This is a genomic window from [Ruminococcus] lactaris ATCC 29176 (assembly GCF_025152405.1).
Classification (GTDB): Bacteria; Bacillota; Clostridia; order Lachnospirales; family Lachnospiraceae; genus Mediterraneibacter; species Mediterraneibacter lactaris.
In genome coordinates, this window is the sequence record NZ_CP102292.1 from 657120 (window position 1) to 680836 (window position 23717).

Annotated in this window: 20 protein-coding genes, 1 tRNA gene and 1 riboswitch; of the genes, 13 read left to right on the forward strand and 8 right to left on the reverse strand. The window is 41.9% G+C overall.

What is annotated here, in order from left to right; all coding sequences use genetic code 11:
* Nucleotides 1-20: 20 nt before the first annotated feature.
* Both NQ541_RS03165 and NQ541_RS03170 read right to left on the reverse strand, forming a co-directional pair.
* A complete protein-coding gene (locus NQ541_RS03165; protein WP_005609338.1) occupies nucleotides 21-878 on the reverse strand; it encodes a YitT family protein in 858 nt (285 codons plus the stop codon).
* A 37-nt stretch (nucleotides 879-915) separates the two neighbouring features.
* Nucleotides 916-2274 carry a M20 family metallopeptidase gene (locus NQ541_RS03170; protein WP_005609336.1) on the reverse strand — a complete coding sequence of 453 codons (1359 nt, stop codon included), beginning with the start codon at nucleotides 2272-2274 and terminating at the stop codon, nucleotides 916-918.
* Nucleotides 2275-2312: 38 nt separating this feature from the next.
* On the opposite strand from NQ541_RS03170, the gene NQ541_RS13105 reads away from it, so the two are divergent.
* The 4 genes from NQ541_RS13105 (at nucleotide 2313) to NQ541_RS03190 (ending at nucleotide 6891) form a co-directional block, all read left to right on the forward strand.
* Complete coding sequence (locus NQ541_RS13105) at nucleotides 2313-2498, forward strand: hypothetical protein (RefSeq protein WP_226979145.1); 186 nt, start codon at nucleotides 2313-2315, stop codon at nucleotides 2496-2498.
* Between the two features lie 196 nt (nucleotides 2499-2694).
* Nucleotides 2695-3300, forward strand: coding sequence for a type IV toxin-antitoxin system AbiEi family antitoxin domain-containing protein (locus NQ541_RS03180; protein ID WP_005613147.1), 606 nt, complete (start codon nucleotides 2695-2697; stop codon nucleotides 3298-3300).
* Nucleotides 3301-3380: 80 nt separating this feature from the next.
* The gene (locus NQ541_RS03185) at nucleotides 3381-5129 is read left to right on the forward strand and encodes an ABC transporter ATP-binding protein (RefSeq protein WP_005613144.1); all 1749 of its coding nucleotides are present in this window, start codon (nucleotides 3381-3383) and stop codon (nucleotides 5127-5129) included.
* A complete protein-coding gene (locus NQ541_RS03190; protein WP_005613141.1) occupies nucleotides 5122-6891 on the forward strand; it encodes an ABC transporter ATP-binding protein in 1770 nt (589 codons plus the stop codon). Before NQ541_RS03185 ends, NQ541_RS03190 begins: the two co-directional genes overlap by 8 nt.
* 209 nt (nucleotides 6892-7100) lie before the next feature.
* Here NQ541_RS03190 and dapA read toward each other — a convergent pair whose 3' ends face one another.
* Nucleotides 7101-7988 (reverse strand): 4-hydroxy-tetrahydrodipicolinate synthase, encoded by an 888-nt coding sequence (gene dapA, locus NQ541_RS03195; RefSeq protein WP_005613139.1) that lies wholly within the window; start codon nucleotides 7986-7988, stop codon nucleotides 7101-7103.
* A gap of 80 nt (nucleotides 7989-8068) precedes the next feature.
* Nucleotides 8069-8241, reverse strand: a riboswitch (Lysine riboswitch).
* Nucleotides 8242-8662: 421 nt separating this feature from the next.
* Here dapA and NQ541_RS03200 point away from each other — a divergent pair.
* Nucleotides 8663-8735, forward strand: a tRNA-Thr gene (locus NQ541_RS03200).
* Nucleotides 8736-8936: 201 nt separating this feature from the next.
* On the opposite strand, the gene NQ541_RS03205 is transcribed toward NQ541_RS03200, so the two are convergent.
* On the reverse strand, nucleotides 8937-9419 hold the full coding sequence (locus NQ541_RS03205; protein WP_005613180.1) for a GNAT family N-acetyltransferase: 483 nt from the start codon (nucleotides 9417-9419) through the stop codon (nucleotides 8937-8939).
* Between the two features lie 283 nt (nucleotides 9420-9702).
* Between NQ541_RS03205 and pflB the strand changes: the two genes are divergently transcribed.
* Both pflB and pflA read left to right on the forward strand, forming a co-directional pair.
* The gene (gene pflB, locus NQ541_RS03210; RefSeq protein ID WP_023923186.1) at nucleotides 9703-11955 is read left to right on the forward strand and encodes a formate C-acetyltransferase; all 2253 of its coding nucleotides are present in this window, start codon (nucleotides 9703-9705) and stop codon (nucleotides 11953-11955) included.
* Between the two features lie 194 nt (nucleotides 11956-12149).
* A complete protein-coding gene (gene pflA, locus NQ541_RS03215) occupies nucleotides 12150-12899 on the forward strand; it encodes a pyruvate formate-lyase-activating protein (RefSeq protein WP_005613174.1) in 750 nt (249 codons plus the stop codon).
* Between the two features lie 297 nt (nucleotides 12900-13196).
* On the opposite strand, the gene NQ541_RS03220 is transcribed toward pflA, so the two are convergent.
* Nucleotides 13197-13505, reverse strand: coding sequence for a hypothetical protein (locus NQ541_RS03220; RefSeq protein WP_005613102.1), 309 nt, complete (start codon nucleotides 13503-13505; stop codon nucleotides 13197-13199).
* A 217-nt stretch (nucleotides 13506-13722) separates the two neighbouring features.
* Complete coding sequence (locus NQ541_RS03225; protein WP_005613100.1) at nucleotides 13723-14796, reverse strand: ABC transporter substrate-binding protein; 1074 nt, start codon at nucleotides 14794-14796, stop codon at nucleotides 13723-13725.
* A gap of 297 nt (nucleotides 14797-15093) precedes the next feature.
* Here NQ541_RS03225 and metE point away from each other — a divergent pair, with 297 nt between their 5' ends.
* The 5 genes from metE to NQ541_RS03250 all read left to right on the forward strand — a co-directional run bounded on the left by metE (nucleotide 15094) and on the right by NQ541_RS03250 (nucleotide 19799).
* Nucleotides 15094-17361, forward strand: a complete 2268-nt coding sequence (metE, locus tag NQ541_RS03230) for a 5-methyltetrahydropteroyltriglutamate--homocysteine S-methyltransferase (RefSeq protein WP_005613099.1) — start codon at nucleotides 15094-15096, stop codon at nucleotides 17359-17361.
* An 89-nt stretch (nucleotides 17362-17450) separates the two neighbouring features.
* Nucleotides 17451-17585 carry a hypothetical protein gene (locus NQ541_RS03235; RefSeq protein ID WP_259936744.1) on the forward strand — a complete coding sequence of 45 codons (135 nt, stop codon included), beginning with the start codon at nucleotides 17451-17453 and terminating at the stop codon, nucleotides 17583-17585.
* Between the two features lie 283 nt (nucleotides 17586-17868).
* Complete coding sequence (locus NQ541_RS03240) at nucleotides 17869-18873, forward strand: helix-turn-helix domain-containing protein (protein ID WP_044940515.1); 1005 nt, start codon at nucleotides 17869-17871, stop codon at nucleotides 18871-18873.
* 67 nt (nucleotides 18874-18940) lie between these two features.
* Nucleotides 18941-19390: a DUF1648 domain-containing protein gene (locus NQ541_RS03245; protein WP_044940498.1), complete on the forward strand. Its 450-nt coding sequence runs from the start codon at nucleotides 18941-18943 to the stop codon at nucleotides 19388-19390.
* Between the two features lie 148 nt (nucleotides 19391-19538).
* Nucleotides 19539-19799, forward strand: coding sequence for a hypothetical protein (locus tag NQ541_RS03250; RefSeq protein WP_005610455.1), 261 nt, complete (start codon nucleotides 19539-19541; stop codon nucleotides 19797-19799).
* Nucleotides 19800-20139: 340 nt separating this feature from the next.
* Here the strand turns inward: NQ541_RS03250 and NQ541_RS03255 are convergent, their stop codons facing one another.
* Nucleotides 20140-21432 (reverse strand): IS110 family RNA-guided transposase, encoded by a 1293-nt coding sequence (locus tag NQ541_RS03255; RefSeq protein WP_023921410.1) that lies wholly within the window; start codon nucleotides 21430-21432, stop codon nucleotides 20140-20142.
* 534 nt (nucleotides 21433-21966) lie between these two features.
* Between NQ541_RS03255 and NQ541_RS03260 the strand changes: the two genes are divergently transcribed.
* Entirely contained in the window at nucleotides 21967-22218 is a 252-nt protein-coding gene (locus tag NQ541_RS03260; protein ID WP_005610459.1) for a hypothetical protein, read from the forward strand.
* A gap of 149 nt (nucleotides 22219-22367) precedes the next feature.
* On the opposite strand, the gene NQ541_RS03265 is transcribed toward NQ541_RS03260, so the two are convergent.
* Nucleotides 22368-23630, reverse strand: coding sequence for a hypothetical protein (locus NQ541_RS03265; protein WP_005610461.1), 1263 nt, complete (start codon nucleotides 23628-23630; stop codon nucleotides 22368-22370).
* Between the last annotated feature and the right edge of the window lie 87 nt (nucleotides 23631-23717).

Below are 23717 nucleotides of genomic sequence, written 5' to 3' on the forward strand. Positions count from 1 at the left end.
TCAAGGAAAAAGTCCAGTGATCAGATACTGTGGAATCCTTTTCCGATGATCTCACTTGTATTGGAAATAAGGATAAATGCTGTCGGTTCATTCTGACGGATAAAGTTTCGCAACTGCACTGCCTGGGCACGGTTCAATGCTGTCAAAATAATATATTTATCCTGACCTGAATAAGCTCCTCTGGCATGGCATACACTGGCACTTCGGTTTAATGTATGTACAATAAAATCGCAGATTACTTCCGGGTGATCGCAGACAACGTTAAAATATTTGGAAAGATTCAGACTTTCTATAAAGCTGTCGACCATAAAAGACCGGACCGTCAGACCTAGCAGAGAATACAGACCGGTCTTAATGTCGAAGACGAAGAAACCTGCAATCGTGATCAGGATATCGGATGCAAGCAGAGCATGACCAATATCAAAGCTGGAGTATTTTTTCAGGATCATGGCAATAATGTCGGTTCCACCACTGGACGAACCAATATTAAAAAGAACGGCAGATCCAAGTGCGGGAAGTGCGATCGCAAAGCATAATTCAAGCATAGGCTGATCCGTCAGCGGCTGGGTCATGGGACAGATCCGTTCCAGAAGAGAGAGCGTGACGGAAAGCAGGATGCTGCAATAAGCAGTTGTTGCGGCAAATTTTCTGCCAAGTATGATCATTCCGATGAGCAGAAGGATCATACTTGCGATCAGGTTGAAATCACCGGCGGACATTACACCGGTTTTAGCAATAAGGACTGCCAGACCGGTGATTCCGCCAAATGTAAAGTTATTGGTAAATTTGAAAAAATAAGTACCGACAGCCATGAGTAATGTGCTGCCCGTCAGAAGAAGGAAATGAGTTCCTTTTTCTTTTAAATCTTTTGTAGACATAAATCAGCCTCCGTTGATCAGAAATATAGAGCCTTTGTTAAATGGCGAGCAGATTTTTGATTGCTTCCATATAAATAAGAACAGCTTCTTCCATTTCCGGGACAAGAAGAAATTCATCTGCTCCGTGGATATGATAATCCATCCCCGGTTTTTCAGGACCGAATGCAATGATATTTTTGAGCGATTTTGCGTAAGTTCCTCCACCGATGACGAGTGGTTCATTTGCTGTATCTCCGGTTACATCGGTATAGGCTTTGTATAATGCTTCAACCAAAGGAGATTCTCTTGGGAAGAATAATGGTTCAGTCAGATTCTGGATTTCGATGTATCCATCCGAGTCTTCCAGTCTGTTCTGACACATGGTACAGATCTGCTCTGTGCTTAATGTGACAGGAAAGCGGATGTCGATAGTGCAGGAAATTTCTCCATTTTCTGTCTTGACAATACCATTGCATAATGTGAGATCTCCATAAGCATCCTGGAATTTCAGGTCAAGTCCGGAGCCATCACAGGCAGTTCCAATATGAGAGTTATAAAATCTGACAAAATCATCTTCAAAGCCGGCTTTTGCAAGGCAGGCAAAGGTAACTCCGGCTGCATTGACACCAAGAGCAGGCATACTGGCATGAGCAGATACTCCCTTTGCGTCGATCTGGATGAGACCATCGGATTCGTGAAGATGATATTGTATAAGTCCTGATTCAGAGAATGCTGCTTCCAGTTTTTCCTTTAATCCATCTTCGGCAGGAATAACCGTTGTGCAAAAATCACATACTGCATTAAAGACGAATCCTCCATTCATAGAGATGATCCGGGTATTTTGGGAATGAGCTGTCATGGTCACCTGTCCTTTTTCTCCGTGAATGCAGGGAAAATTGGCATCCGGTGTAAATCCACAGGATAATTCTTCAGCTACTTTATTATAATGCTGCATACATCTTGAACCAGTTTCTTCATTGCAGCCCATGATCAGGCGAACTCTTTTATTGAGTCTGATACCGGAATCCCGAAGCAGTTTCATGGCATAGAGTGCTTCGAGAACAGGGCCTTTGTCATCGGTCGTTCCACGGCCATATACATAATCTCCCTTGCGGGTAAGGGCAAATGGATCATAAGTCCAGTCACCTCCGGCAGGAACAATGTCGAGATGTCCGGCAATACCGACGATATCATCTCCTTCCCCCATTTCGGCATAACCGCAGTAATGATCAAGATTAACCGTTTTAAAACCAAGCTCTCTGGCGATGCTGAGAGCCTCATCTAAGGCCTTTGCCGGTCCTGGACCGAACGGCATCCCTTCAGCCGGTGTACCGAGCTGCGAATTGATTACAACAAGACGTTCAATATTTTTGAGCAGATCCTCTGATAATGAATGAATTTTCTCCTTTATGTCCATTGTAGTAAAATCCTCCTAGTAATGATATTTTTGATAATATGATGTTGGGGTCAAAAGCCCCCAACAATGATGCCAACGGATTGTTTCGTGCTACGCACTCCCACAATTCTACCCACTATTCGCATATCATGGTGCTTACGCCCCACTTTTATGCTCATATCGGGGCGGGTCTCAAGGTCATTCTACCACCAGTGTGCAAGCACACGTGGTTTCAGACCTTTTGACCCTGACATCATAATATTATAACACTTCTTGTAAAAAATAGTTAAAAAATAAGTGCGAAATATGGTAAATCCATGCCTTGTAAAAAAAATAAATTGATGTTACAATACGTTCAATGAGGATTATGGGGAAAATTATTCTTACATTATAAGAGGACATCTTTAGAGTATTACGTACATGAAGTGAGGAAAATTAGCTATGAGACAGATTATTTATGACAAAGTTAGGAATATTTCAGAAAAATATAAAGGATATATCGATACAGAAGATCTGATGAAAGAGGGATTGACGAATCGACAGATCGGTCTGTTGACGGCAGAGGAAAAGCTTGAAAAGATCGCACATGGTCATTACTGGGTGAACAGTGATGCGTATGGTAAGCCGGAAGATTATAAGGCGGTAGAGGTAGCCCGCGTGAATGAAAATGCAGTGATCTGTGCAGACAGTGCCTGTTATTATATGGGACTCATTGATGTGGAACCGCAGGTTTTATCGATCGCGACGAAGAGAAGTGACCGTCACAAGATGAAGATGAATTTTGATGTATGCAGACATTATTTTTCAGAGAAAGCATTTGAGGAAGATCAGAAAGTTTTCAATACGGAATATGGCAGTTATAAGGTATATGATATTGACAGAAGTGTGTGTGATTGTGTAAGATTTAAGAATGATATACCAAAAGAAATTTTTGATCTGATCATTGAAAAGTATAAGAAGTATGATAAGCGTTCTACGGAACGTCTGATGGCATATGCAAAAGCGATGCGGATCAGCAGACAGGTTGAACAGATCGGGCTTGAATAAAGCCCGATTTTTTCTGTTTCCCGGTATATACTAAGAGGGAGAAAAATGCAGGTTCTCGGAAAGGGTGGAGAGAAAAAAGGATGATATCGTTACTTGTACATTTGAAAGATTATAAGAAGGAGTCAGTACTGGCTCCGTTGTTCAAGATGCTGGAGGCGTCGTTTGAACTTTTTGTGCCGCTGGTTATGGCAGCAGTGATCGATGTGGGAATCGCACAGAAAGACAGACCTTATATTGTAAAGATGTGTTTTGTGTTGATCGCACTGGGAATCATCGGGCTGGTCTGCTCTATCACAGCACAGTATTTTGCGGCAAAGGCAGCCTCTGGATTTGCGACAGGTGTGCGGCATGCATTATTTGAACATATCCAGAAGTTTACATTTACAGAGATGGATACATTGGGAACATCGACACTGATCACAAGGATGACCAGTGATATCAATCAGGTGCAGTCAGGTGTGAATCTGGTACTGCGTCTGTTTCTCCGGTCTCCTTTTATTGTATTTGGTGCAATGATTATGGCATTTACGGTAGATACAAAGGCCGCACTGGTTTTTGTTGTCACAATTCCGCTTTTATCAGTCGTGGTATTTGGAATCATGCTGGTCACGATGCCATTATATAAGAAGGTACAGTCAAATTTGGACAGCGTGCTTCTTGCGACCAGAGAGAATCTTACAGGGGCGAGAGTAATCCGTGCGTTTAATAAAGAAGAGGATGAGATTCAGCGTTATGAGGAAGAAAATCAGACGCTGACCGACGCACAAAAGTTTGTTGGACGGATTTCAGGCCTGATGAATCCACTTACCTATATGATCGTCAATGGTGCGATCATTGTCCTGATCTATATCGGAGCGATGAGAGTCAATATCGGAGATCTGACCCAGGGACAGGTTGTGGCTCTTCTGAACTATATGTCACAGATCCTGATTGAGCTGGTCAAACTGGCAAATCTGATCATTTCTGTCACAAAGGCAGTTGCCTGCGGAAACCGGATCGAAAGCATTCTTGATGAAAAACCATCCATGGAAAGTGGAAAACTTCTGTGGAATGATGGTGTCAATGTGGATAACCCGGCTGTTCCGGCAGTGGAATTTGATCATGTATCCCTGACCTACAAAGGGGCAGCAGGAGAATCACTTTCAGATATTACCTTCTCTGCAAAAGCAGGACAGACGATTGGTATCATCGGAGGAACGGGATCAGGAAAGTCTTCACTGGTGAATATGATACCGAGATGTTATGACGCAACAAAAGGGGAGATAAAGATCTTTGGTAAAAATATCAAAGAATATGATACCGGGAATTTAAGGGATCATATTGGTATGGTTCTTCAGAAAGCAGTTCTTTTTAAAGGAACGATTGCAGATAATCTGCGTTGGGGAAAAGAAGATGCAACGGAAGAGGAGATGGACGAAGCACTGATGATCTCTCAGGCAAAAGAATTTGTTGATAATAAAGTGGGAAGACTTGAATTTGGAATCGAGCAGGGGGGAAGAAATCTTTCCGGTGGACAGAAGCAGAGGCTTACGATTGCGAGAGCATTGGTACGCCGGCCGGAAATCCTGATTTTAGATGACAGTGCATCGGCACTTGATTTCGCGACAGATGCGGCATTGCGGATGGCGATCCATGACATGAAAGAAAATCCGACTGTCTTTATCGTGTCCCAGCGAGCTTCTTCCATTCAGTATGCAGATCAGATCATTGTACTGGATGACGGTGCAGTTGCAGGAATCGGTACGCATGAAGAATTACTTGCGGGATGTCCGGTTTATCAGGAAATCTATTACTCACAGTTCCCGAAGGAGGAAGTAGCAAATGGCTGATCGATCAGGAAATAATAAGAAAAAAGTAAATCAGGGGGCAACTCTGAAAAAAGTATTTGAACGGTTAGGAAAATACAGAATTTTTCTGATTTTCTCCATTTTACTTGCAACGGTATCAGTTGCTCTGACCCTGTATATCCCAAAGCTGACAGGTCATGCAGTTGACTTTATCGTCAGCAGAGGAAATGTAGATTTTCCGGGGGTATTGCGTGTGATGGTTCAGATCGGGATCTGTACGCTTGTAACGGCACTGGCACAGTGGCTGATGAATGTATGCAACAATAAAATGACATATCAGATCGTAAGAGATATCAGAAATGAAGCATTTCATAAAATTGAGATCCTTCCATTGAAATATATTGACGGACATGCATATGGAGAAGTTGTCAGCCGTGTGATTGCAGATGTGGATCAGTTTTCAGATGGATTGCTGATGGGATTTACGCAGTTATTTACCGGCGTGGCAACGATCCTTGGAACGTTCTGTTTTATGCTTTCGGTTAATGTAAAGATTACGGTAGTTGTTGTACTGATTACTCCACTGTCATTTTTCGTGGCGAATTTTATCGCAAAGAGAACTTTCAGTATGTTTAAGATCCAGTCTGAAACCAGAGGAGAACAGACAGGGCTGATTGATGAAATGATCGGAAATCAGAAAGTAGTGCAGGTATTTGGCAGAGGGGAAGACGTAACAGAACGGTTTGATGAGATTAATGAAAGACTGAACAGGGCATCGTTAAGAGCAACGTTCTTTTCCTCAATCACGAATCCTTCCACCCGATTCATCAACAGTCTTGTGTATACGGGAGTCGGGATTACCGGAGCATTTGCGGTGGTAAGAGGATCACTGACAGTAGGACAGTTGTCGAGTTTCTTAAGTTATGCGAACCAGTATACGAAGCCATTCAATGAAATTTCAGGTGTCGTAACGGAATTTCAGAATGCGATCGCATGTGCTCAGAGAGTGTTTGAACTGATTGAGGAAGAACCACAGATCCCGGAACCGGAGCAGGCAGTGGTTCTGAAAGACATTGATGGAAATGTCAAGATCGAAGATGTATCATTTTCTTATGTTCCTGAGCAGAAGCTGATCGAAGATTTTAATCTGGATGTGAAGCCGGGACAAAAGATCGCGATCGTCGGGCCGACAGGCTGCGGCAAGACGACTCTGATCAATCTTCTGATGCGGTTCTATGATGTGACGGGAGGTCAGATCAAAGTAGAAAATATTGACATTCGGGAAGTGACGAGAAAAAGTCTTCGTGCAGGATATGGTATGGTTCTTCAGGATACGTGGCTTAAGACAGGGACAATCCGGGAGAATATTACGATGGGAAGACCGGACGCGACAGAGGAAGAGATCATTGAGGCTGCAAAAGCATCTCACATCCACAGTTATATTTCCAGACTTCCAAAGGGATACGATACATGGATCACAGAAGACGGTGGTGGTCTGTCACAGGGACAGAAGCAGTTGTTATGTATTGCGAGAGTCATGCTGTGCCGTCCGCCAATGTTGATTCTGGATGAAGCAACTTCATCCATTGATACAAGAACTGAGCTGAAAATTCAGCAGGCATTTGCTAAATTAATGGAAGGAAGAACCACGTTTATTGTTGCTCATCGTCTGTCTACGATTCGGGAGGCAGATGTGATCCTTGTCATGAAAGATGGAAAGGTGATCGAACAGGGAAATCATGAAAGTCTGCTTGAACAGGGGGGCTTCTACCGACATCTTTATGAGAGTCAGTTTGCACATTAGAAGCGAGAGTCAAGGAGCATGAGTCAAGAAGCAAGAGTCAAGGAGCAAGAGTCAAGAAACATGAGTCAAGAAGTATGAGTCAGAGCTACGGGGCTGCCAGGATATGACCTGACCTGTTGTTATCAGAAAATGAGAAATGCAAAAAGAGGATCTGTCGGTTGACAGATCCTCTTTTATAGTAGTTCGGTTCAAAAATCCATGTAGAAAGATTATTGAATCAGTCCGAGATCAGCCATGGCTTTTCTGAGGACTTCTTTATGTGCATCTTCCATTTCTGTCAATGGGGCACGAAGCGTTCCGACTTCTTTTCCCATCATGTTCAGGGCAGCCTTTACAGGAATCGGATTCACTTCACAGAATAATGCATCAATGAGTGGAAGTGCATCCAACTGCATCTTGCAGCTTCCTGCGATATCTCCTGAGAAGAATTTATAGCACATCTCGTGGACATAAGTCGGAGCTACATTGGAAAGTACGGAGATGACCCCAAGTCCGCCTAAGGAAAGAAGCGGTACGACCTGATCGTCATTTCCTGAGTACAGATCGATCTTTCCGTCGCATAAGTGCATGATCTGTGCTACATTGCTGATATTTCCTGAAGCTTCCTTGACACCGACGATATTTTCTACATTTTTTACCAGTGTTGCAATTGTCTGTGGCTGCAATCCACATCCTGTACGGCTTGGTACATTGTAGAGGATGGCAGGAATCTTAACCTCATTACAGATTGCAGTATAGTGGTTGATGAGACCATTCTGGGTTGCTTTATTATAGTAAGGGGTTACAAGAAGAAGTCCGTCAGCACCGTCTTTTTCTGCTTCTTTGGAAAGCTCAATGGCAGTACGTGTGCAATTAGAACCAGTTCCTGCAATAACCGGAATACGGTGGTTGACGCGTTCCACAGCAAAGCGGATCGTCTCAGCATGTTCAGCTTCTGTCATGGTAGCGGATTCACCGGTTGTTCCACAGATGATGATCGCATCAGTTCCGCCGGCGATCTGCTCTTCCAGCATCTCATCCAGTTTGTCAAAATTAATTTCCAGATTTTCTTTCATTGGTGTAGCAATCGCTACGCCTGCGCCTTTAAAAATTGCCATTCTTTTTTATCCTCCTTTAAAATGGTGAAACAATAAAAGAAACGGCAAGATGCGCCGTTCCAAAATATACGTCATTGTATAAATCAGATAGCTCTCCATCTTGCGATGACAGTCATGCCACTCTTAATGTCATGCCCAAGAATGAGCCTTCAGGAGTTCTCATCCTTTCGGCATCTTTCCCTTTCTGATGAGTTCCTCTGTTCCTGACACATCCGTCATCCTACTTATGAAAAATGCAACCTCTACCTACGTTTCTGATGTTCAAAGAAATCATAACACCGGGGCATAGGGATGTCAACTGATTTGGGTATTATTTTGACTTTTCATTTACATGATGTCGGGGTCAAAAGCCCCCGACTTTGATGCCTGCGGATTGCTCCGTGCTACGCACTCCCACAATCCTACCCAATATTCGCAGATCGTGGGATTATCATCCCACTTTTATGCTCATAGCGGGGCGGGTCCTAAGGTCTTTCACCCACCTATGAGCAAGTTTATGTAGGCTTAGACCTTTTGACTCTGGCATCTTTACATTATAATATGAAAAAATATTAGCGGCGTGAGTGAGAGCAAATAAGGATCAACAGGTAAAAAATTGAAAAAATAAAAAAAGTAGTTGAAATCAGAAAAAAAACAGGTTATAATAATTAAGGTTATCAGAAGTGGCAATTCGTGCTGGAATGGCTCAGTTGGTAGAGCACTTCACTCGTAATGAAGGGGTCGTCGGTTCAAGTCCGATTTCCAGCTTAAAAGAAGAATCCCGCAGGATGCGTACGAAAGGGTATGTGTTCTGTGGGATTTTTTATATAAAGAATGTGCCAGAGGCTTTGAGGGCATGGCACATTTTGCTCTGCGTTTGTCCTGTATTATACTGATGCCAGGGTCCTAAGGTCTTTCACCCACCTATGAGCAAGCTCATGTGGGCTTAGACCTTTTGCCCCTGGCATCTTATACTTTCTGGTAGGCAATTCTTTCACTTCCATTTTCAAGATAGACAACTCCACAATATTTAAATCCATTCTTGTCAAGCAGATGCTGCATGACGATATTATCACGATGCGTGTCAATCTTCAGATTTCCACATTTGTTAAAAGCCCAGTTCAGGCAGAAGGAAGCAGCACCGCGGATCGTGCCGTCGGAAGTGATCCGGTGTACGACTCCGTACGGAGCCTCATTGAGCCATTGCCCTTCATAGATCCGGACATAAGTATCATCAATTCCTTCTTTATAATAAAAAGTAGCAATGATCTTATCATGCTCCACACAGACATAGCTGTTCCCGGAGGAAATATCGTCCATCAGGATCTGTGGTGCAGGATAGGTGTTCCCCCATTGCAGAGGGTTTCCGTGACTTGCCATAAATATACGTGCATTCTCATACATACGAATGAGAATATTCAGTTCTTCAGGTTTGGTTTTTCTAATTTCCATAATCGTCCTCTCATTTGATTGATATGAACCTAATTATAGCAAAGCAGGGCTGATTGCTCAATTTACAAATGTACTGAAATGCAGTAAAAAAGACAGAAAATCTTCGAGGAAAGTACCTATAAAACTGAAAGAAAACGCCCATTTTTGTACAAAATCAAATACAAGAGCCTTCATGAAAAGTATTCTCAGAATAACGCTTGTCTTTTATTTAACGTGGTGTTATACTATGCCCGTAAAACAAATACAAAACTATTATTGGAGAGAAAAAAGGAGGATTTTTTCGATGGCTAATTTTGAACAGTGGGCTGGCTTCGAAGGAAGAAACTGGAAAAGTTCTGTAGATGTACGTGATTTCATCCAGGAGAACTATACACCATATGAAGGTGATGAGTCATTCCTTGAAGGACCTACAGAAGCAACAGACAAGTTATGGGGCAAATTACAGGAACTTCAGAAAGAAGAAAGAGCTAAAGGCGGAGTTCTTGACATGGAGACAGAAGTTGTTTCCGGTCTTACGGCTTATGGTCCTGGATATATAGATGAGAGCATGAAAGATCTGGAGCAGGTCGTTGGTCTTCAGACAGATAAACCGCTGAAGAGAGCATTCATGCCTTATGGTGGAATCAAGATGGCTGAGCAGGCTTGTACAACATACGGATATCAGCCAAGCGAGAAGCTGCATGAGATCTTTACAAAATATCATAAGACTCATAACCAGGGAGTATTCGACATCTACACACCAGAGATGAAGAAAGCCCGCCACAACAAGATCATTACAGGACTTCCGGATACATACGGACGTGGACGTATCGTAGGTGACTACCGTCGTGTTGCACTGTATGGTATCGACTTCCTGATCGAGAGAAAGCAGTATGACTTTGAGCGTTATGCAAGACATGGCATGAAAGGTGAGGATTTCCGTCTTCGTGAAGAGCTTGCTGATCAGATCAAAGCTCTGAAAGAAATGAAAGAAATGGCAGCAGCTTACGGATTTGATATTTCTCAGCCGGCTAAGAATGCTCATGAAGCAGCTCAGTGGCTGTACTTCGGATATCTTGCAGCAATCAAGACTCAGAATGGAGCAGCTATGTCTGTAGGACGTATCTCTACATTCCTTGATATCTATATCGAGAGAGATCTGAAGGCTGGAACACTTACAGAGAAAGAGGCTCAGGAGATCATTGACCACATGGTAATGAAATTCCGTATGGTTAAGTTCGCAAGAATCCCATCATACAACCAGTTATTCTCAGGAGACCCGACATGGGCAACACTTGAAGTAGCAGGTCTGGGACAGGATGGACGTTCTATGGTAACAAAGAACGACTATCGTTTCCTTCATACACTGAATAACATGGGACCTTCACCAGAGCCGAACCTGACAGTTCTTTATTCTTCAAGACTGCCGGAGAACTTCAAGAAGTTCGCTTCTCTGATTTCTGTAACAACAAGTTCTATCCAGTATGAGAACGATGATGTTATGCGTCCGGTATGGGGCGATGACTACAGCATCTGCTGCTGTGTATCTGCTACAGAGACAGGTAAAGAGATGCAGTTCTTCGGAGCTCGTGCAAACCTTGCTAAGTGTCTTCTTTACGCTATCAACGGTGGTGTTGATGAGAAGACAAAAGTTCAGGTAGGACCGGCTTATCAGCCGATCACATCTGAGTACCTTGACTTCGATGAAGTTATGGAAAAATATGATGAGATGATGGAGTGGCTGTCCAAGCTGTATGTTGATACACTGAACATGATCCACTACATGCATGATAAATATTACTATGAAGCTGCACAGATGTCCCTGATCGACACAGACGTTAAGCGTTCATTTGCAACAGGTATCGCAGGATTCTCTCACGTAGTAGACTCCTTAAGTGCTATCAAGTATGCAAAGGTTAAAGCAATCCGTGACGAAGACGGTATCACAACAGACTTCGAGATTGAGGGAGACTTCCCAAGATACGGTAATGATGATGATCGTGCAGATGAGATCGCAATCTGGCTGCTGAAGAAATTCATGCACAAACTGAATAAGTGCCATACTTACAGACATTCTGTACCGACAACATCTATCCTTACAATTACATCTAACGTTGTATATGGTAAGGCTACAGGATCTCTTCCGGATGGAAGAAAGGGTGGAGAACCACTGTCACCAGGAGCTAACCCGTCTTACGGTGCAGAGAAGAGCGGACTTCTTGCTTCTCTTAACTCTGTTGCTAAGCTTCCTTACGAGCTTGCACTTGACGGAATCTCTAATACACAGACAATCAGCCCGAATGCTCTTGGACATACAGATGATGAGCGTAAAGAGAACCTTGCTCATGTACTGGATGGATACTTCGATCAGGGAGCACATCACCTGAACGTAAATGTATTCGGTGTTGAGAAACTGAAAGATGCTATGGAGCATCCGGAGAAACCTGAGTATGCTAACTTCACGATCCGTGTATCAGGATACGCTGTTAAATTCATCGACCTGACTCGTGAGCAGCAGCTCGACGTTATCGCAAGAACATGCCACGAGACTATGTAATCAGCGATACAAATGAGATTCGAGGATGTTAAGAATAGTATGATCAGATATTGAAAAACTAATCTGTATCATCTAAGAAGAATCAGACTTAGATCAGGACGCAGCCATTTTATAAGCTGCGTCCTTTTTAACAAGTCGGAATACAGAAAATGATATTGGAGAAACTTTATTGAAAAGTTGCGGGAGGTGAAGTTATGTCAGAAGTGAAAGGTTATATCCATTCAACGGAGAGCTTTGGGTCAGTTGATGGACCGGGAGTACGTTTTATTATTTTTGTAAATGGATGTCCAATGCGTTGCCAGTTCTGTCATAATCCGGATACATGGAAGATGCAGGACGGAGAAGAGAGGACGACAGATGAACTGCTGAAAACAGCACTTCGTTACCGGTCTTACTGGAAAAAAGAAGGCGGGATCACAGTAAGTGGAGGAGAACCGCTGATGCAGATGGATTTTATGATCGATCTGTTCAAAAAGGCAAAAGCAGAAGGGGTTCATACGAATATTGATACCTGCGGAGCTGTATTTACAAGAGAAGAGCCTTTTTTCAGTAAACTGGAAGAACTGATGAAATATACAGATATGCTTATGCTGGATATCAAGCATATAGATGACGAGCAGCATAAGATTCTGACAGGTCATTCCAATAAGAATATTTTGGAATTTGCACGTTATCTGTCTGATATCAAAAAGCCGATCTGGATTCGTCACGTACTTGTCCCGGAGAGAAGCGATTATGATGAATATCTTGAGAGACTTCATGATTTTATTGAAACGCTGGATAATGTCGAGAAAGTGGAAGTCCTTCCTTACCATACGCTTGGAGAATACAAGTGGAAAGAACTGGGATACGATTATCCGCTTGCAGGGATTGATCCACCTACAAAAGAACGTGTGGAAAATGCAAATCGTATTTTAGAGACAGCGAAATATCTGAAAAAATAAATATGGAACTGTTAAAGTAAAAGATGTCGGGGTCAAAAGCCCCCCGACTATGATACCTACGGATTGTTATGCACTACGTGCTCCCACAATCCTACCCAACATTCGCATATCGTGGTGCTTACGCCCCACTTTTATGCTCATATTGGGGCGGGTCACAAGGTCATTCTACCACTAGTGTGCGAGCACACGTGGTGTCAGACCTTTTGACCCTGGTATCATAAAAATATAAAATACAGCAAAAAGCAGCTACAGTCTTCCAGACCATTCAGTCAGGAAAAACTGTAGCTGCTTTTGCCTTCAGGCATGATTTACAATATGCATGGTATTTTTAGCCGCATCAAGCCATTTGGATTTTTCAGTCTCAAATCGATCCCAAAGCCATGCAATAGCATCGTCCATGCCCTCATCGGAAAGAGGAAAAGATTTTTTCTCCTTTTCTTCTTCAGGAGTCTCTTCAAAGCACCATGGTTCAGGATAAATATATACGGTGAAAGTGGTACTGCTTTTTCCGTCATCTCCCTGAAAGAAATACCGCATTCCATGATGAGACCCTGAAAAGGGTTCTTTTTTTAATCCGCTGTAGGGAATCAGTTTTTTGTCGATCATAAGTGGCAGGATCTCCTTTCATAACGCTTCTTTTTCATTATAACAGATCAAGATGCCAGGGTCAAAAGGTCTAAGCCCACATGAGCTTGCTCATAGGTGGGTGAAAGACCTTAGGACCCGCCCCGATATGAGCATCAAAGTCGGGGGATTTTGACCCCGACATCATATCAAGAGAGTTGACGCATAAAGAAGTGGTTTGAAAAAACTGATTACTTTTTTATTTCTTTAAAGCTTCTTTTGCAAATTCTGTAGTGACAAGAGATTCATACGGAGTGCGGGAATCCAGTTCACCGGCACTTTCAAGAATATCCTGGAGAAGTTCAAAGCTGTCTTTTTCGAAAATCAGGTCTTCTTTCCAGGTCTTCTGATCATAATAGCGGGTGACAATGGTTGTGATCGTATTTAGATCTGTTTCAGGAAATTGTGGAGCGATGACAGCGGCGATTTCTTCAGGGGTGTGATTCTGAACAAAATCCATACCTTTCTGCAATGCATTGGTAAAAGACTGGATGACATCAGGGTTTTTGTCAAGATAACTCTTTTTGGCACTGTATGCAGTGTACGGTACATAGCCACTGTCCGTACCGAGTGATGCTACGACATGCCCTTTTCCCTCACTTTCAAGGGCGGTGGCACTTGGCTCAAATTCTACTGTAAAGTCTCCACTGCCTTCTGAAAATGCAGCAGCAGTTGAACCAAAGTCGATGCCCTGGTTGATGTTCAGATCTGTCCGTGGGTCGATGCCATTCTGTTTTAAGATATACTCAAATACCATTTCCGGCATACCACCTTTTCGACCGCCAAGAACATCCTTGCCTTTCAGATCAGTCCATTTAAAGTCCTTCATTTCTTCTCTTGCAACAAGAAAGTTTCCGGCACGCTGGGTTAGCTGTGCAAAGTTGATAACATAATCATTGGCTCCTTCATTGTACGTATAAATAGAAGATTCAGATCCCATGAAACCAATATCTGCTTCACCGGAAATAACAGCAGTCATAGTTTTGTCTGCCCCAAAACCGGTAACGAGCGTGAGATCAATTCCTTCCTCGTCAAAGTACCCATTTTCAATCGCAGCGTACATCGGAGCGTAGAAAATAGAATGAGCCACTTCATTCAATGTCACAGAGACGGGAGCAGAATCGGAATCTGTCCTGGATATGTCAGAGACAGTTTCTGTTGTGTTTGTTTTAGAATTTTTAGTGTTGTCATCAGTGTGAGCAGAACCGCAGGCAGACAACAGCCCGACAGTCATGACAGAAGTGAGAAGTATGGATATCAATTTCTTTTTCATAAGTCCTCCCAGATAAGATTAGATTCTCATTTAAAGTATGCAGGAGAAACGGAACAGGTGAAATCTCAGGCAGGCTTTTAATTTGTCCAAATTGTTTTGTTCCGAAAAACTGAGCGAGAAGTTTTAAATGGGTTTATCAGGTATCCAGACTGAAGAATATCTTTGCGGGAATATGATAGGGCGTTTGCTATAACTTGAAACTATAGTTAACATGTTCTTTTATGTATTATACAAATTGCACAGACAGAACTATAATGACTTCCATAAAAGAGATAACAAATTTGGAGGTAATGATTTATGCAGATATCAGTAATAGGTTTTCCAAGAATCGGTACATTAAGAGAATTAAAATTTGCTTCTGAGAAGTACTTTAAGAAGGAAATAGAAGCCGGAGAATTATTGCAGAAAGCACAGGAACTGAGGAAGACACACTGGTTGACACAGAAGAATGCAGGGATTACTTATATTTCAAGTAATGATTTTTCATTTTATGATATGGTATTGGATACGGCGGCACTGCTTGGCATTGTTCCAAAACGATATAAAGAACTGAATCTGTCAGAACTGGATACATATTTTGCAATGGCTCGTGGGTATCAGGGAACTTTTGGGGATGTAAAGGCACTTGCCATGAAAAAATGGTTCAATACGAATTATCATTACATTGTTCCGGAACTGGAAGATGATACAGAGATCAAAATTTCGGGAGATAAATTATGGTCAGAATATGCGGAAGCAAAGAGCATTGGAATAGAGACAAAACCGGTTGTAACCGGGGCATATACCGTATTAAAGCTTTGCAGATGTACAGGAAATAAGACAGCAGCAGATTATGTGGATGAGATTGTAAATGCATATAAAGATCTGATCGAGAAGTGTGAAAAAGAGCAGATCGCATGGATCCAGTTTGATGAACCGGCACTGGTGCAGGATATGGAAAAAGAAGACATCGAACTTTTCCACAGACTTTATGATGCGATTCTGACAGCAGTAAAAGATTGTAAGGTACTTTTACAGACATATTTCGGGGATGTAAGAGATATTTACCAGGATCTGATTGAGATGCCGTTTGATGGAATCGGTCTTGATTTTCTGGAAGGGAAAGAGACACTTCAATTAATTGAATCATATGGGTTTCCAAAGGAAAAGAAACTTTTTGCGGGACTTGTTAATGGAAAAAATATCTGGAAAAATCATTATGAAAAAACTTTAAAGATCTTAGAAAAATTACAGGAAAAAGAAATCCAGACGGTATTATCTACTTCCTGTTCACTGCTTCACGTACCATATACATTAAAGCATGAGACAAAGCTTTCCAAAGAATATCTGGCTTATTTTGCTTTTGCTGAGGAAAAATTGACAGAACTTAAGGAACTGGGTGATCTTGCGGAAGATAAGAAATATTTCGATAGAGAAGCTTACAAGAAAAACCATGATCTTTTTGCGGCAGACAGAAAATGTGAAAATGTTGCAGTGAAAAACAGACTATCACATGTAACGGAAGCGGATTATATCAGAGAGCCAAAGAGAAGTGAACGTCAGAAACTGCAGAAAGAGGCTTTTGGACTTCCGGAGCTCCCGACAACGACGATTGGATCTTTCCCACAGACGAAAGATGTAAAGGCAAACCGGTCTGCCTTTAGAAAGGGAGAGATTACCAGACAGGAATATGTGGATTTCAACAAGAAGAAGATCGCGGAATGTGTGGCATGGCAGGAAGAAATCGGACTTGATGTACTGGTACACGGAGAATATGAAAGAAATGATATGGTGGAGTATTTTGGCGAAGCACTGGGAGGATTCCTTTTTACAGAAAAAGCCTGGGTACAGTCTTACGGAACCAGATGCGTAAAACCACCGATCATCTGGGGCGATGTATATCGTGAAAAGTCGATTACGGTAGATTGGTCCGTATATGCACAGTCACTTACGAATAAGATCATGAAAGGAATGCTGACAGGCCCGGTTACGATATTGAACTGGTCATTCCCAAGAGAAGACATTTCCATTAAGGAATCCATCTCGCAGATTGCACTTGCAATCAGAGATGAAGTACTGGATCTTGAAGCAAATGGAATCCGGATGATACAGATCGACGAAGCTGCCTTGAGAGAAAAACTGCCGCTCAGAAGATCAGACTGGTATACAGAATATCTGGATTTTGCAATCCCGGCTTTCCGTCTGACACATAGTGGAGTGAAAGCAGATACACAGATTCATACGCATATGTGTTACAGTGAATTTACAGATATTATCCCAGCCATTGATGATATGGATGCAGATGTGATTACATTTGAAGCATCACGTTCAGATCTGCAGATTCTGGATTCGCTGAGAGAAAATCATTTTGAGACAGAAGTTGGTCCTGGAGTTTATGATATTCATTCTCCTAGAGTACCATCAGTTGAAGAAATTGTGTTGGCACTGAAAGTTATGCTTACTAAGATCAGTCGTGAAAAATTATGGGTAAACCCGGACTGTGGATTAAAGACAAGAGGTGTTCCGGAAACGGATGCAAGTCTTAGAAATATGGTTGAGGCTGCAAAAGAAATCCGGAAGAACTAGAGGATTCATCAGACTGCGTCTAAAAGCCAGTAATTTTCGCTTTTTTTGTTCATTTGGTTTGCCTTCTTTTCATAAAAAAAGTCAAGAGTTTGTATAAAAATATTGTTGCACCCGTCAACCGTTGGTATATTGCGATTGGAAACATTCTTTTCGCTGCACTGATAGCAGCACTTCAGGGATTATTTATGCAGTTGCAACTGCCGGTTGACAGAATTTCAGCCTGATTTGGTAGTCTGCAACTGGAAAATCCGATATAATAAGATCATGATGTCGGGGGCAAAAGCCCCCGACTTTGATGCCTACGGATTGCTCCGTGCTACGCACTCCCACAATCCTACCCAATATTCGCATATCGTGGGATTATCATCCCACTTTTATGCTCATATCGGAGCGGGTCCTAAGGTCTTTCATCCACCTATGAGCAAGCTCATGTGGGCTTAGACCTTTTGACCCTGGCATCAGATCATAAAATATAGATGAAAACCTGAAAAGAGGAGGAAAATGGATATGATCTTATCGGAAAAAATCGCAGAAGAGCGAAAGAAAAATGGATGGTCACAGGAAGAACTGGCAGAAAAGCTGTCTGTATCACGGCAGGCTGTTTCTAAATGGGAGAGTGCATCGTCTGTACCGGATTTGCAGAAATTACTCCGCATGGCAAAAATTTTTGAGGTCAGTACAGATTATCTGTTAAAGGATGAAATGGGAAAAGAAGAGGTTGAGAAAATATCAGACTATAGGACAGAAGATACAGTCTACAGGAATGTATCTATGGAAGAGGCAAATCATTTTCTGGAATGGAAGAGAAAAAATGCAGTCATACTGGCAGGGGCAGTTGCTCTTTGCATCATGAGTCCGTCACTGCTCATTTTTCTGACAGGTCTTTCCAGTGCAACGGGTGGAAATCTGAGTGAAAATACTGCGGTGGGGATTGGAGTTTCGGTGGTACTGGTGATGGTTTCCCTTGCAGTTGCTATTTTTATTTCTTATGGGATTCGCGGAAAAGCATATGAGTATCTGAAAAAGGAACTGATTGAAACTGCTTATGGAGTAAAAGGACTGGTAAAAGAAAAGAAGCAGAATTATGAAGGTACTTATACAAGAGGGATTATCCTGGGAGTTGTTTTCTGCATTCTGGCGGTTATTCCTCTTTTGATCGGAATTGCGATGGAACAACCGGAGTATATGATTACAAGTGATGTGTCAATTCTCCTTTTGCTTGTTGCAGTGGGTGTGTTTTTAATTGTACGTGTCAGTACGATCAATGGAAGTTACGATATGTTGCTTCAGGAGGGAGAATATTCCCAAAAGGAAAAGGCTGTAAAGAAAAAGTTTGAAATCTATTCAACTGCTTATTGGTGTATTGCTACAGCAATCTATCTTGGATGGAGTTTCCTGAGTGTGCGGTGGGATTATACCTGGATTCTGTGGCCGGTAGCGGGTGTATTATTTGGTGCAGTGTCAGTAGTTGCAAGAGGGATTTGGGGAACACAGGATTCGACCAGGATATAATCATGTTTGCGGATACTTGTAAAAAGAAAATACTGGTGCTATAGTATCCCTAAAAGGAGGGAGTGCTATGAAGATGATCCGCAGAATTTCAAATTTAGTCAGTTTATGTATGTTACTTGCATATGTTATTGTTCTTGTATGTATCTGGAGCAGGATCCCCGGAACAGTTCCGACTCATTTTAACGCTGCAGGAATAGCAGATAGTTATGGGGGCAAAGGAATTCTTTGGATTGAGGTGATTGCGGCAACAGTCATTTTGCTTTTGCTCTCTCTGATTGAAAAAGTTCCGTCTATATGGAACTTCCCGGTAGCTGTCACAGAGGAGAATAAAGAAAGGCTGTATAAAATAGCACTGGTAATGCTGGGAGCAATAAAGATTCTTACTACGGGATTATTTATCGATGTAGGAGTCAGCAGCCTGGTAACGAGATTCCCTGTCTGGCCTATGTACATCATGCTGGGTGCGATGGTGATCGTGATTGTAGTGGCAGTAGTACAGATGATCCGGGCAAAGTAAAAAGATGTCGGGGTCAAAAGCCCCCGACTTTGATGCCTACAGATTGCTCCGTGCTACGCACTCCCACAATCCCTGGCATCATAAAAATAATATATCAAAGGCAGTGAAAGAAGCAGGCTGACCTTAAGAAGAAAGACGAGGATGAAAAATGGACGAGTTATATCAGATCATCGAGCAGAAAATAAAAGCTTCCGGCTATCCGAGAGAGATTTCAGGAGCAAAGGTATATAATGATATTTGTGACCAGATCGAAGGAAAAGAAAATGGAGAGTATCTTCTGCTGTCAAAATTTGAGGATGATGTAGTTTTTGAATACCATATTACGGTGAAAGATGAAGAGTTTAATCTTGGAATTCTGACTATGAAAGCACCGGAAGGTGTATTTGAAGCAGATTTTGATGCAGAGTAAAATTTTGCTTATATTTCAGAAAAAAATGTGATACAATAAGCATCGTGCAAAAATGAAATAGCGAAATAATAACGACATTAAATATTATTGCGGCCCATGTCTGATAGCTGCGATGTATTTGATGTCGTTTTTATATGTCAAGAAAGCGTACTTTTTTGATATATAAGATATTCCAGGCTATTCATACAAGTAAAGACCAGCTAGTTATAGTCAATACCTAAAAGACAAAAAATAGATATTTTTCTTTTATGTTTTGAAACCTAAAAATGAGTAACTTTAACAAACGTAAATCACTTGGATTTTCGTCAAGAAGCTCCTATGGTTTTATATAGCTGCATCTTTATGCAGCTGCTAAAGCAGGTCTTTGATACTGCTTACAGTGTTCTTCTGGTGACCGAAGCTCAAATGCCTTTTCATCACGAAGAACAGCAAATACGATGTTGCAGACTTTATGCATTACAGCACCGATTGCAACCATCTTAGGCTTTTGTCCAGACTTTAATTCGTAATACTTACGGAGGTATGGATTGATGCCCTCTCCATTACGTTTTGTACGAATGGAGGCGAGTGCTACTGCAAAGATAGCACGGCGCGCGATTCTGGAGCCACGTTTGCTCATATGTAACTGAGTGCCAACGAATTTTCCAGATTCATTTACTTCAGGATCTAATCCGAAGTAAGCAAAAAGTTGTTTTGGATTACGGAATGCTGAGAAATCACCTATTTCGCACATGATTGTTACAGCAGTCAGAAAGCCAACACCTGGGATTGTATTTAAAAGTTTAATCTGCTGAATAAACTTCTCGTTTTTATTGAATGTAATCAGCTGCCTAATACGATTCAGTATGGAATCCAAAGCAGAATCAAGCTTTTCAACAAGGTCCAAAGTTAAAAAGATATTGAAGTAGATACTGTCTATTTGACATCCAAATGTCTTTGCAGCATTAGCTGCAGCACAGAGTTTCTCATATCTTTCAGAAGCTTTGGCAAGACCTTTTCGTGAAGCTTTTGATATTTTTTCAATCATGGTCTTCTTATGACCACGAAGTATCTTGTCTGGAGTACCGTACTGGCGAAGAATCATTGTTGAGGTCTTGCCGGTAACATCACAGAAAACGTCAAGATACTGAGGAAACACGGTATGCAGGTCTCCTTTAAGTTTATTGATATGAGCAGAACGCTCATCAGTTAAATCGTAATACTTACGGGTAAGGCTACGCAGTTCAAGAACCAGCTTTGCTGGGAACTGGGAAACAGGAATATCTTTTGATAATCCTAGTTTGGCAATACCTTTAGAATCGATTTTATCATTTTTTACTTTTCTGATATTTCCATTCTTAGTAGAATGTGTAATAATAGGATTGATTATGGACGCGTTAAAACCACAATCAACAAGATAGCAGAAGAGCGGGAAATGATAAATCCCAGTGGATTCTAGAAAGGTGCGACTTTCTAAGGAATACAGCTCTTCTGCTTTTTTAATTTCAGAAACAGCTCGTTCCAAAGAATCCTTATTATTGTGAGTAATCTTGAAAGGTTTCAAGATCACTGTTTCGTCTGGCGCAAGAATTGTCATAAAGCTAAAAGCTGAACCGACATCAATGCCGACGGAAATATAGTTTTTGTTATGCATTATATGCTCCTTCCGATAGGGTTCCATAAAAAACAATGAATACACTACCTGGTGCGTTATACGGGTATAGCTTAATTGCTCCCAACCAGCCTAAAACATAAATTTTCATTGATGGAATGACAGTCTTAAGTTACGGGTATTACTGGACATAAGCCAGCTCCCTAGGAGAAAATCGTCCTTTTCCCTATCCAATGGAAAATAATACCTTATGTAACAGACATAGTCTAGGAGTGAATAATCATACAAAAATGTATGTAACTTATACACGTATCTATGGTTGGAGTGATTATGGAGGAGAATCCTCTTACCAACCAGGATATAGATTAGAGAATATGATGTGGATGACCTTATTGGTCTATGACTACATCATACCAGGAGAGAAGAAAATGCCAAAAACTAAAATTCAAAGTATTGTATTTACCGCAATGAGGGTATTCTGCATGTTTATGTTTCCCGACAGCACTTTTACTGCAAATATTTTTTGTAGGTCCATTTGTACGTCTGATGTTCAGAAATGCATCCAATGGAGACGTGATGGCGTGCCGGAGAGTGACGGACAGCAGGATTGCCAATATATTTGAGGACAGACTGGCGGATGTATGGGTCTGTCAGATGGAAAAATACAGAGAATATGACCGATTTATAAAATGTAGTAAATGCGAGCTGAAAGCGTGGTGCAGAGGTTGTCCGGCAGTAGCAAATGGAACGAATGGTGATTTTTACGGGGCAGATCCTCAGTGCTGGAAGATAAAAAATGAAAGAACGGGGGAGCGATTATCATGTTGATGGATCTGATAAAAAAATCTTTCATATAAAAAGCTCTCTCATATAAAAAATCCATCAATCGGACTATCTGCCGGATTGATGGATTTTTGTCGGGGATATTCCCCGATCATCATTCTGTAATTTATTTGAGCTCAACAATCTGAGTAAGATCAGTTATCATGTTCGTCTTCGAAAGGATCTTCATAATCCTCGTCCTCGTCGTCATCTTCATAGTAATAATCTCCGCCTCTGGAGGCAATACCAAGAATCAGTGAGATGACTGCGAAAGCAGCACTTACACCGGCAACAATCAGCAGTTCCAGTTCGCTTCCGCGTTTCAGGAATGCAAATCCGGCACTTGCCAGATAGAACAGCATTGGTGCAAGGAATGCAAAGATCGTATAACGATTCACCATGATGAAATACAGCAGAGCTGAAACCAGCATGCAGAGTGCCAAAATCACATAAACCATACCGGAAGTAGCAGAACCGTCTGAAGAGGTGCTGCTCAGTCCAAGTGTAAATCCTCTGTACATCAGATATCCGAAACCGAGAAGTGATAGGATACCAAGGATGATACGGGCAGGTCTGAATCTTGGTACATCATCATATTCGTACTCATCATCATCATACTCATCGTCGTACTGCTCTTTTTTCTTTGTATCTTTTACTTTCTTCTCATCAGGATCTTCGTCCTTTTTCTTCTTTTTGGCAAATTTGCTGTCAGGATCTGTCGCAAGCATCTCTTCATATCCTTTGCGTACTGCCTTTTCACGCTTTGTACGAACCTGCTCTGCAGGAATATTTCCATATTTCTGCTCATCAGAAGCTTTATTAGTATCAGAAGCTTCTTCAGGATGACGCTTCTTGACCGGTTTCTTTGCGGACGCCTTTTTCTCCCCTGGCGTCTTTGTGGAAAGCGGTTCTTCTGTAGAAGCAGGTCTGACTTTCTTTTTGACTGGTCTTTTTTCCGGTTTCTCGGAAATTTCAGCAGTTTCATCATTACTGATCGGTCTTGAAGCCTTCGGACGTACAGGTTTTCCTTCTGCGTCTGTCAGTCTGCGTCTTTTCGCAGGTTTTGCTCCGGCTTTCTTTTCGGTTTCCTTTACTTTTTCAGCGTCAGAGCCGGCAGCAGATCTTTTGACTGGAGGCTTTTTGGCAGCCGGGCTTTCTTCTGCTGCACCCTTCTTGGATACGGATGATTCAGCAGGTCTGACAGCGACTTTGCTTTCAGCTTTATCGACTGGCTTTGCTTCTGCCTGTTCAGCCTCTTTTTTTGCAGCTATTTTCCTGGCACGCTGCCTGTCGAGATTCCACTGCTTCTTACAGTCACGGCAGACTGCATATTCGTTGAAGATCGGATCTCCGGATTCCGTTGTGCCGACTTGTCTTTTCATACGCTCAAGTTCTTTACCACATGATGGACACTTCATATTAATTATGTACTCCTCTCCTTGTCAATGACAAAATTAATAACAGAAGTATTATAGCATTTTGTGTCAGTTTGGACAATGGAAAAA

Coding starts and splice junctions, on each gene's coding strand:
- NQ541_RS03165 (WP_005609338.1), bottom strand. CDS start 878: ATGTCTACAAAAGATTTAAAAGAAAAAGGAACTCATTTCCTTCTTCTG.
- NQ541_RS03170 (WP_005609336.1), bottom strand. CDS start 2,274: ATGGACATAAAGGAGAAAATTCATTCATTATCAGAGGATCTGCTCAAA.
- NQ541_RS13105 (WP_226979145.1), top strand. CDS start 2,313: ATGATGTTGGGGTCAAAAGCCCCCAACAATGATGCCAACGGATTGTTT.
- NQ541_RS03180 (WP_005613147.1), top strand. CDS start 2,695: ATGAGACAGATTATTTATGACAAAGTTAGGAATATTTCAGAAAAATAT.
- NQ541_RS03185 (WP_005613144.1), top strand. CDS start 3,381: ATGATATCGTTACTTGTACATTTGAAAGATTATAAGAAGGAGTCAGTA.
- NQ541_RS03190 (WP_005613141.1), top strand. CDS start 5,122: ATGGCTGATCGATCAGGAAATAATAAGAAAAAAGTAAATCAGGGGGCA.
- dapA (WP_005613139.1), bottom strand. CDS start 7,988: ATGGCAATTTTTAAAGGCGCAGGCGTAGCGATTGCTACACCAATGAAA.
- NQ541_RS03205 (WP_005613180.1), bottom strand. CDS start 9,419: ATGGAAATTAGAAAAACCAAACCTGAAGAACTGAATATTCTCATTCGT.
- pflB (WP_023923186.1), top strand. CDS start 9,703: ATGGCTAATTTTGAACAGTGGGCTGGCTTCGAAGGAAGAAACTGGAAA.
- pflA (WP_005613174.1), top strand. CDS start 12,150: ATGTCAGAAGTGAAAGGTTATATCCATTCAACGGAGAGCTTTGGGTCA.
- NQ541_RS03220 (WP_005613102.1), bottom strand. CDS start 13,505: ATGATCGACAAAAAACTGATTCCCTACAGCGGATTAAAAAAAGAACCC.
- NQ541_RS03225 (WP_005613100.1), bottom strand. CDS start 14,796: ATGAAAAAGAAATTGATATCCATACTTCTCACTTCTGTCATGACTGTC.
- metE (WP_005613099.1), top strand. CDS start 15,094: ATGCAGATATCAGTAATAGGTTTTCCAAGAATCGGTACATTAAGAGAA.
- NQ541_RS03240 (WP_044940515.1), top strand. CDS start 17,869: ATGATCTTATCGGAAAAAATCGCAGAAGAGCGAAAGAAAAATGGATGG.
- NQ541_RS03245 (WP_044940498.1), top strand. CDS start 18,941: ATGAAGATGATCCGCAGAATTTCAAATTTAGTCAGTTTATGTATGTTA.
- NQ541_RS03250 (WP_005610455.1), top strand. CDS start 19,539: ATGGACGAGTTATATCAGATCATCGAGCAGAAAATAAAAGCTTCCGGC.
- NQ541_RS03255 (WP_023921410.1), bottom strand. CDS start 21,432: ATGCATAACAAAAACTATATTTCCGTCGGCATTGATGTCGGTTCAGCT.
- NQ541_RS03260 (WP_005610459.1), top strand. CDS start 21,967: ATGGCGTGCCGGAGAGTGACGGACAGCAGGATTGCCAATATATTTGAG.
- NQ541_RS03265 (WP_005610461.1), bottom strand. CDS start 23,630: ATGAAGTGTCCATCATGTGGTAAAGAACTTGAGCGTATGAAAAGACAA.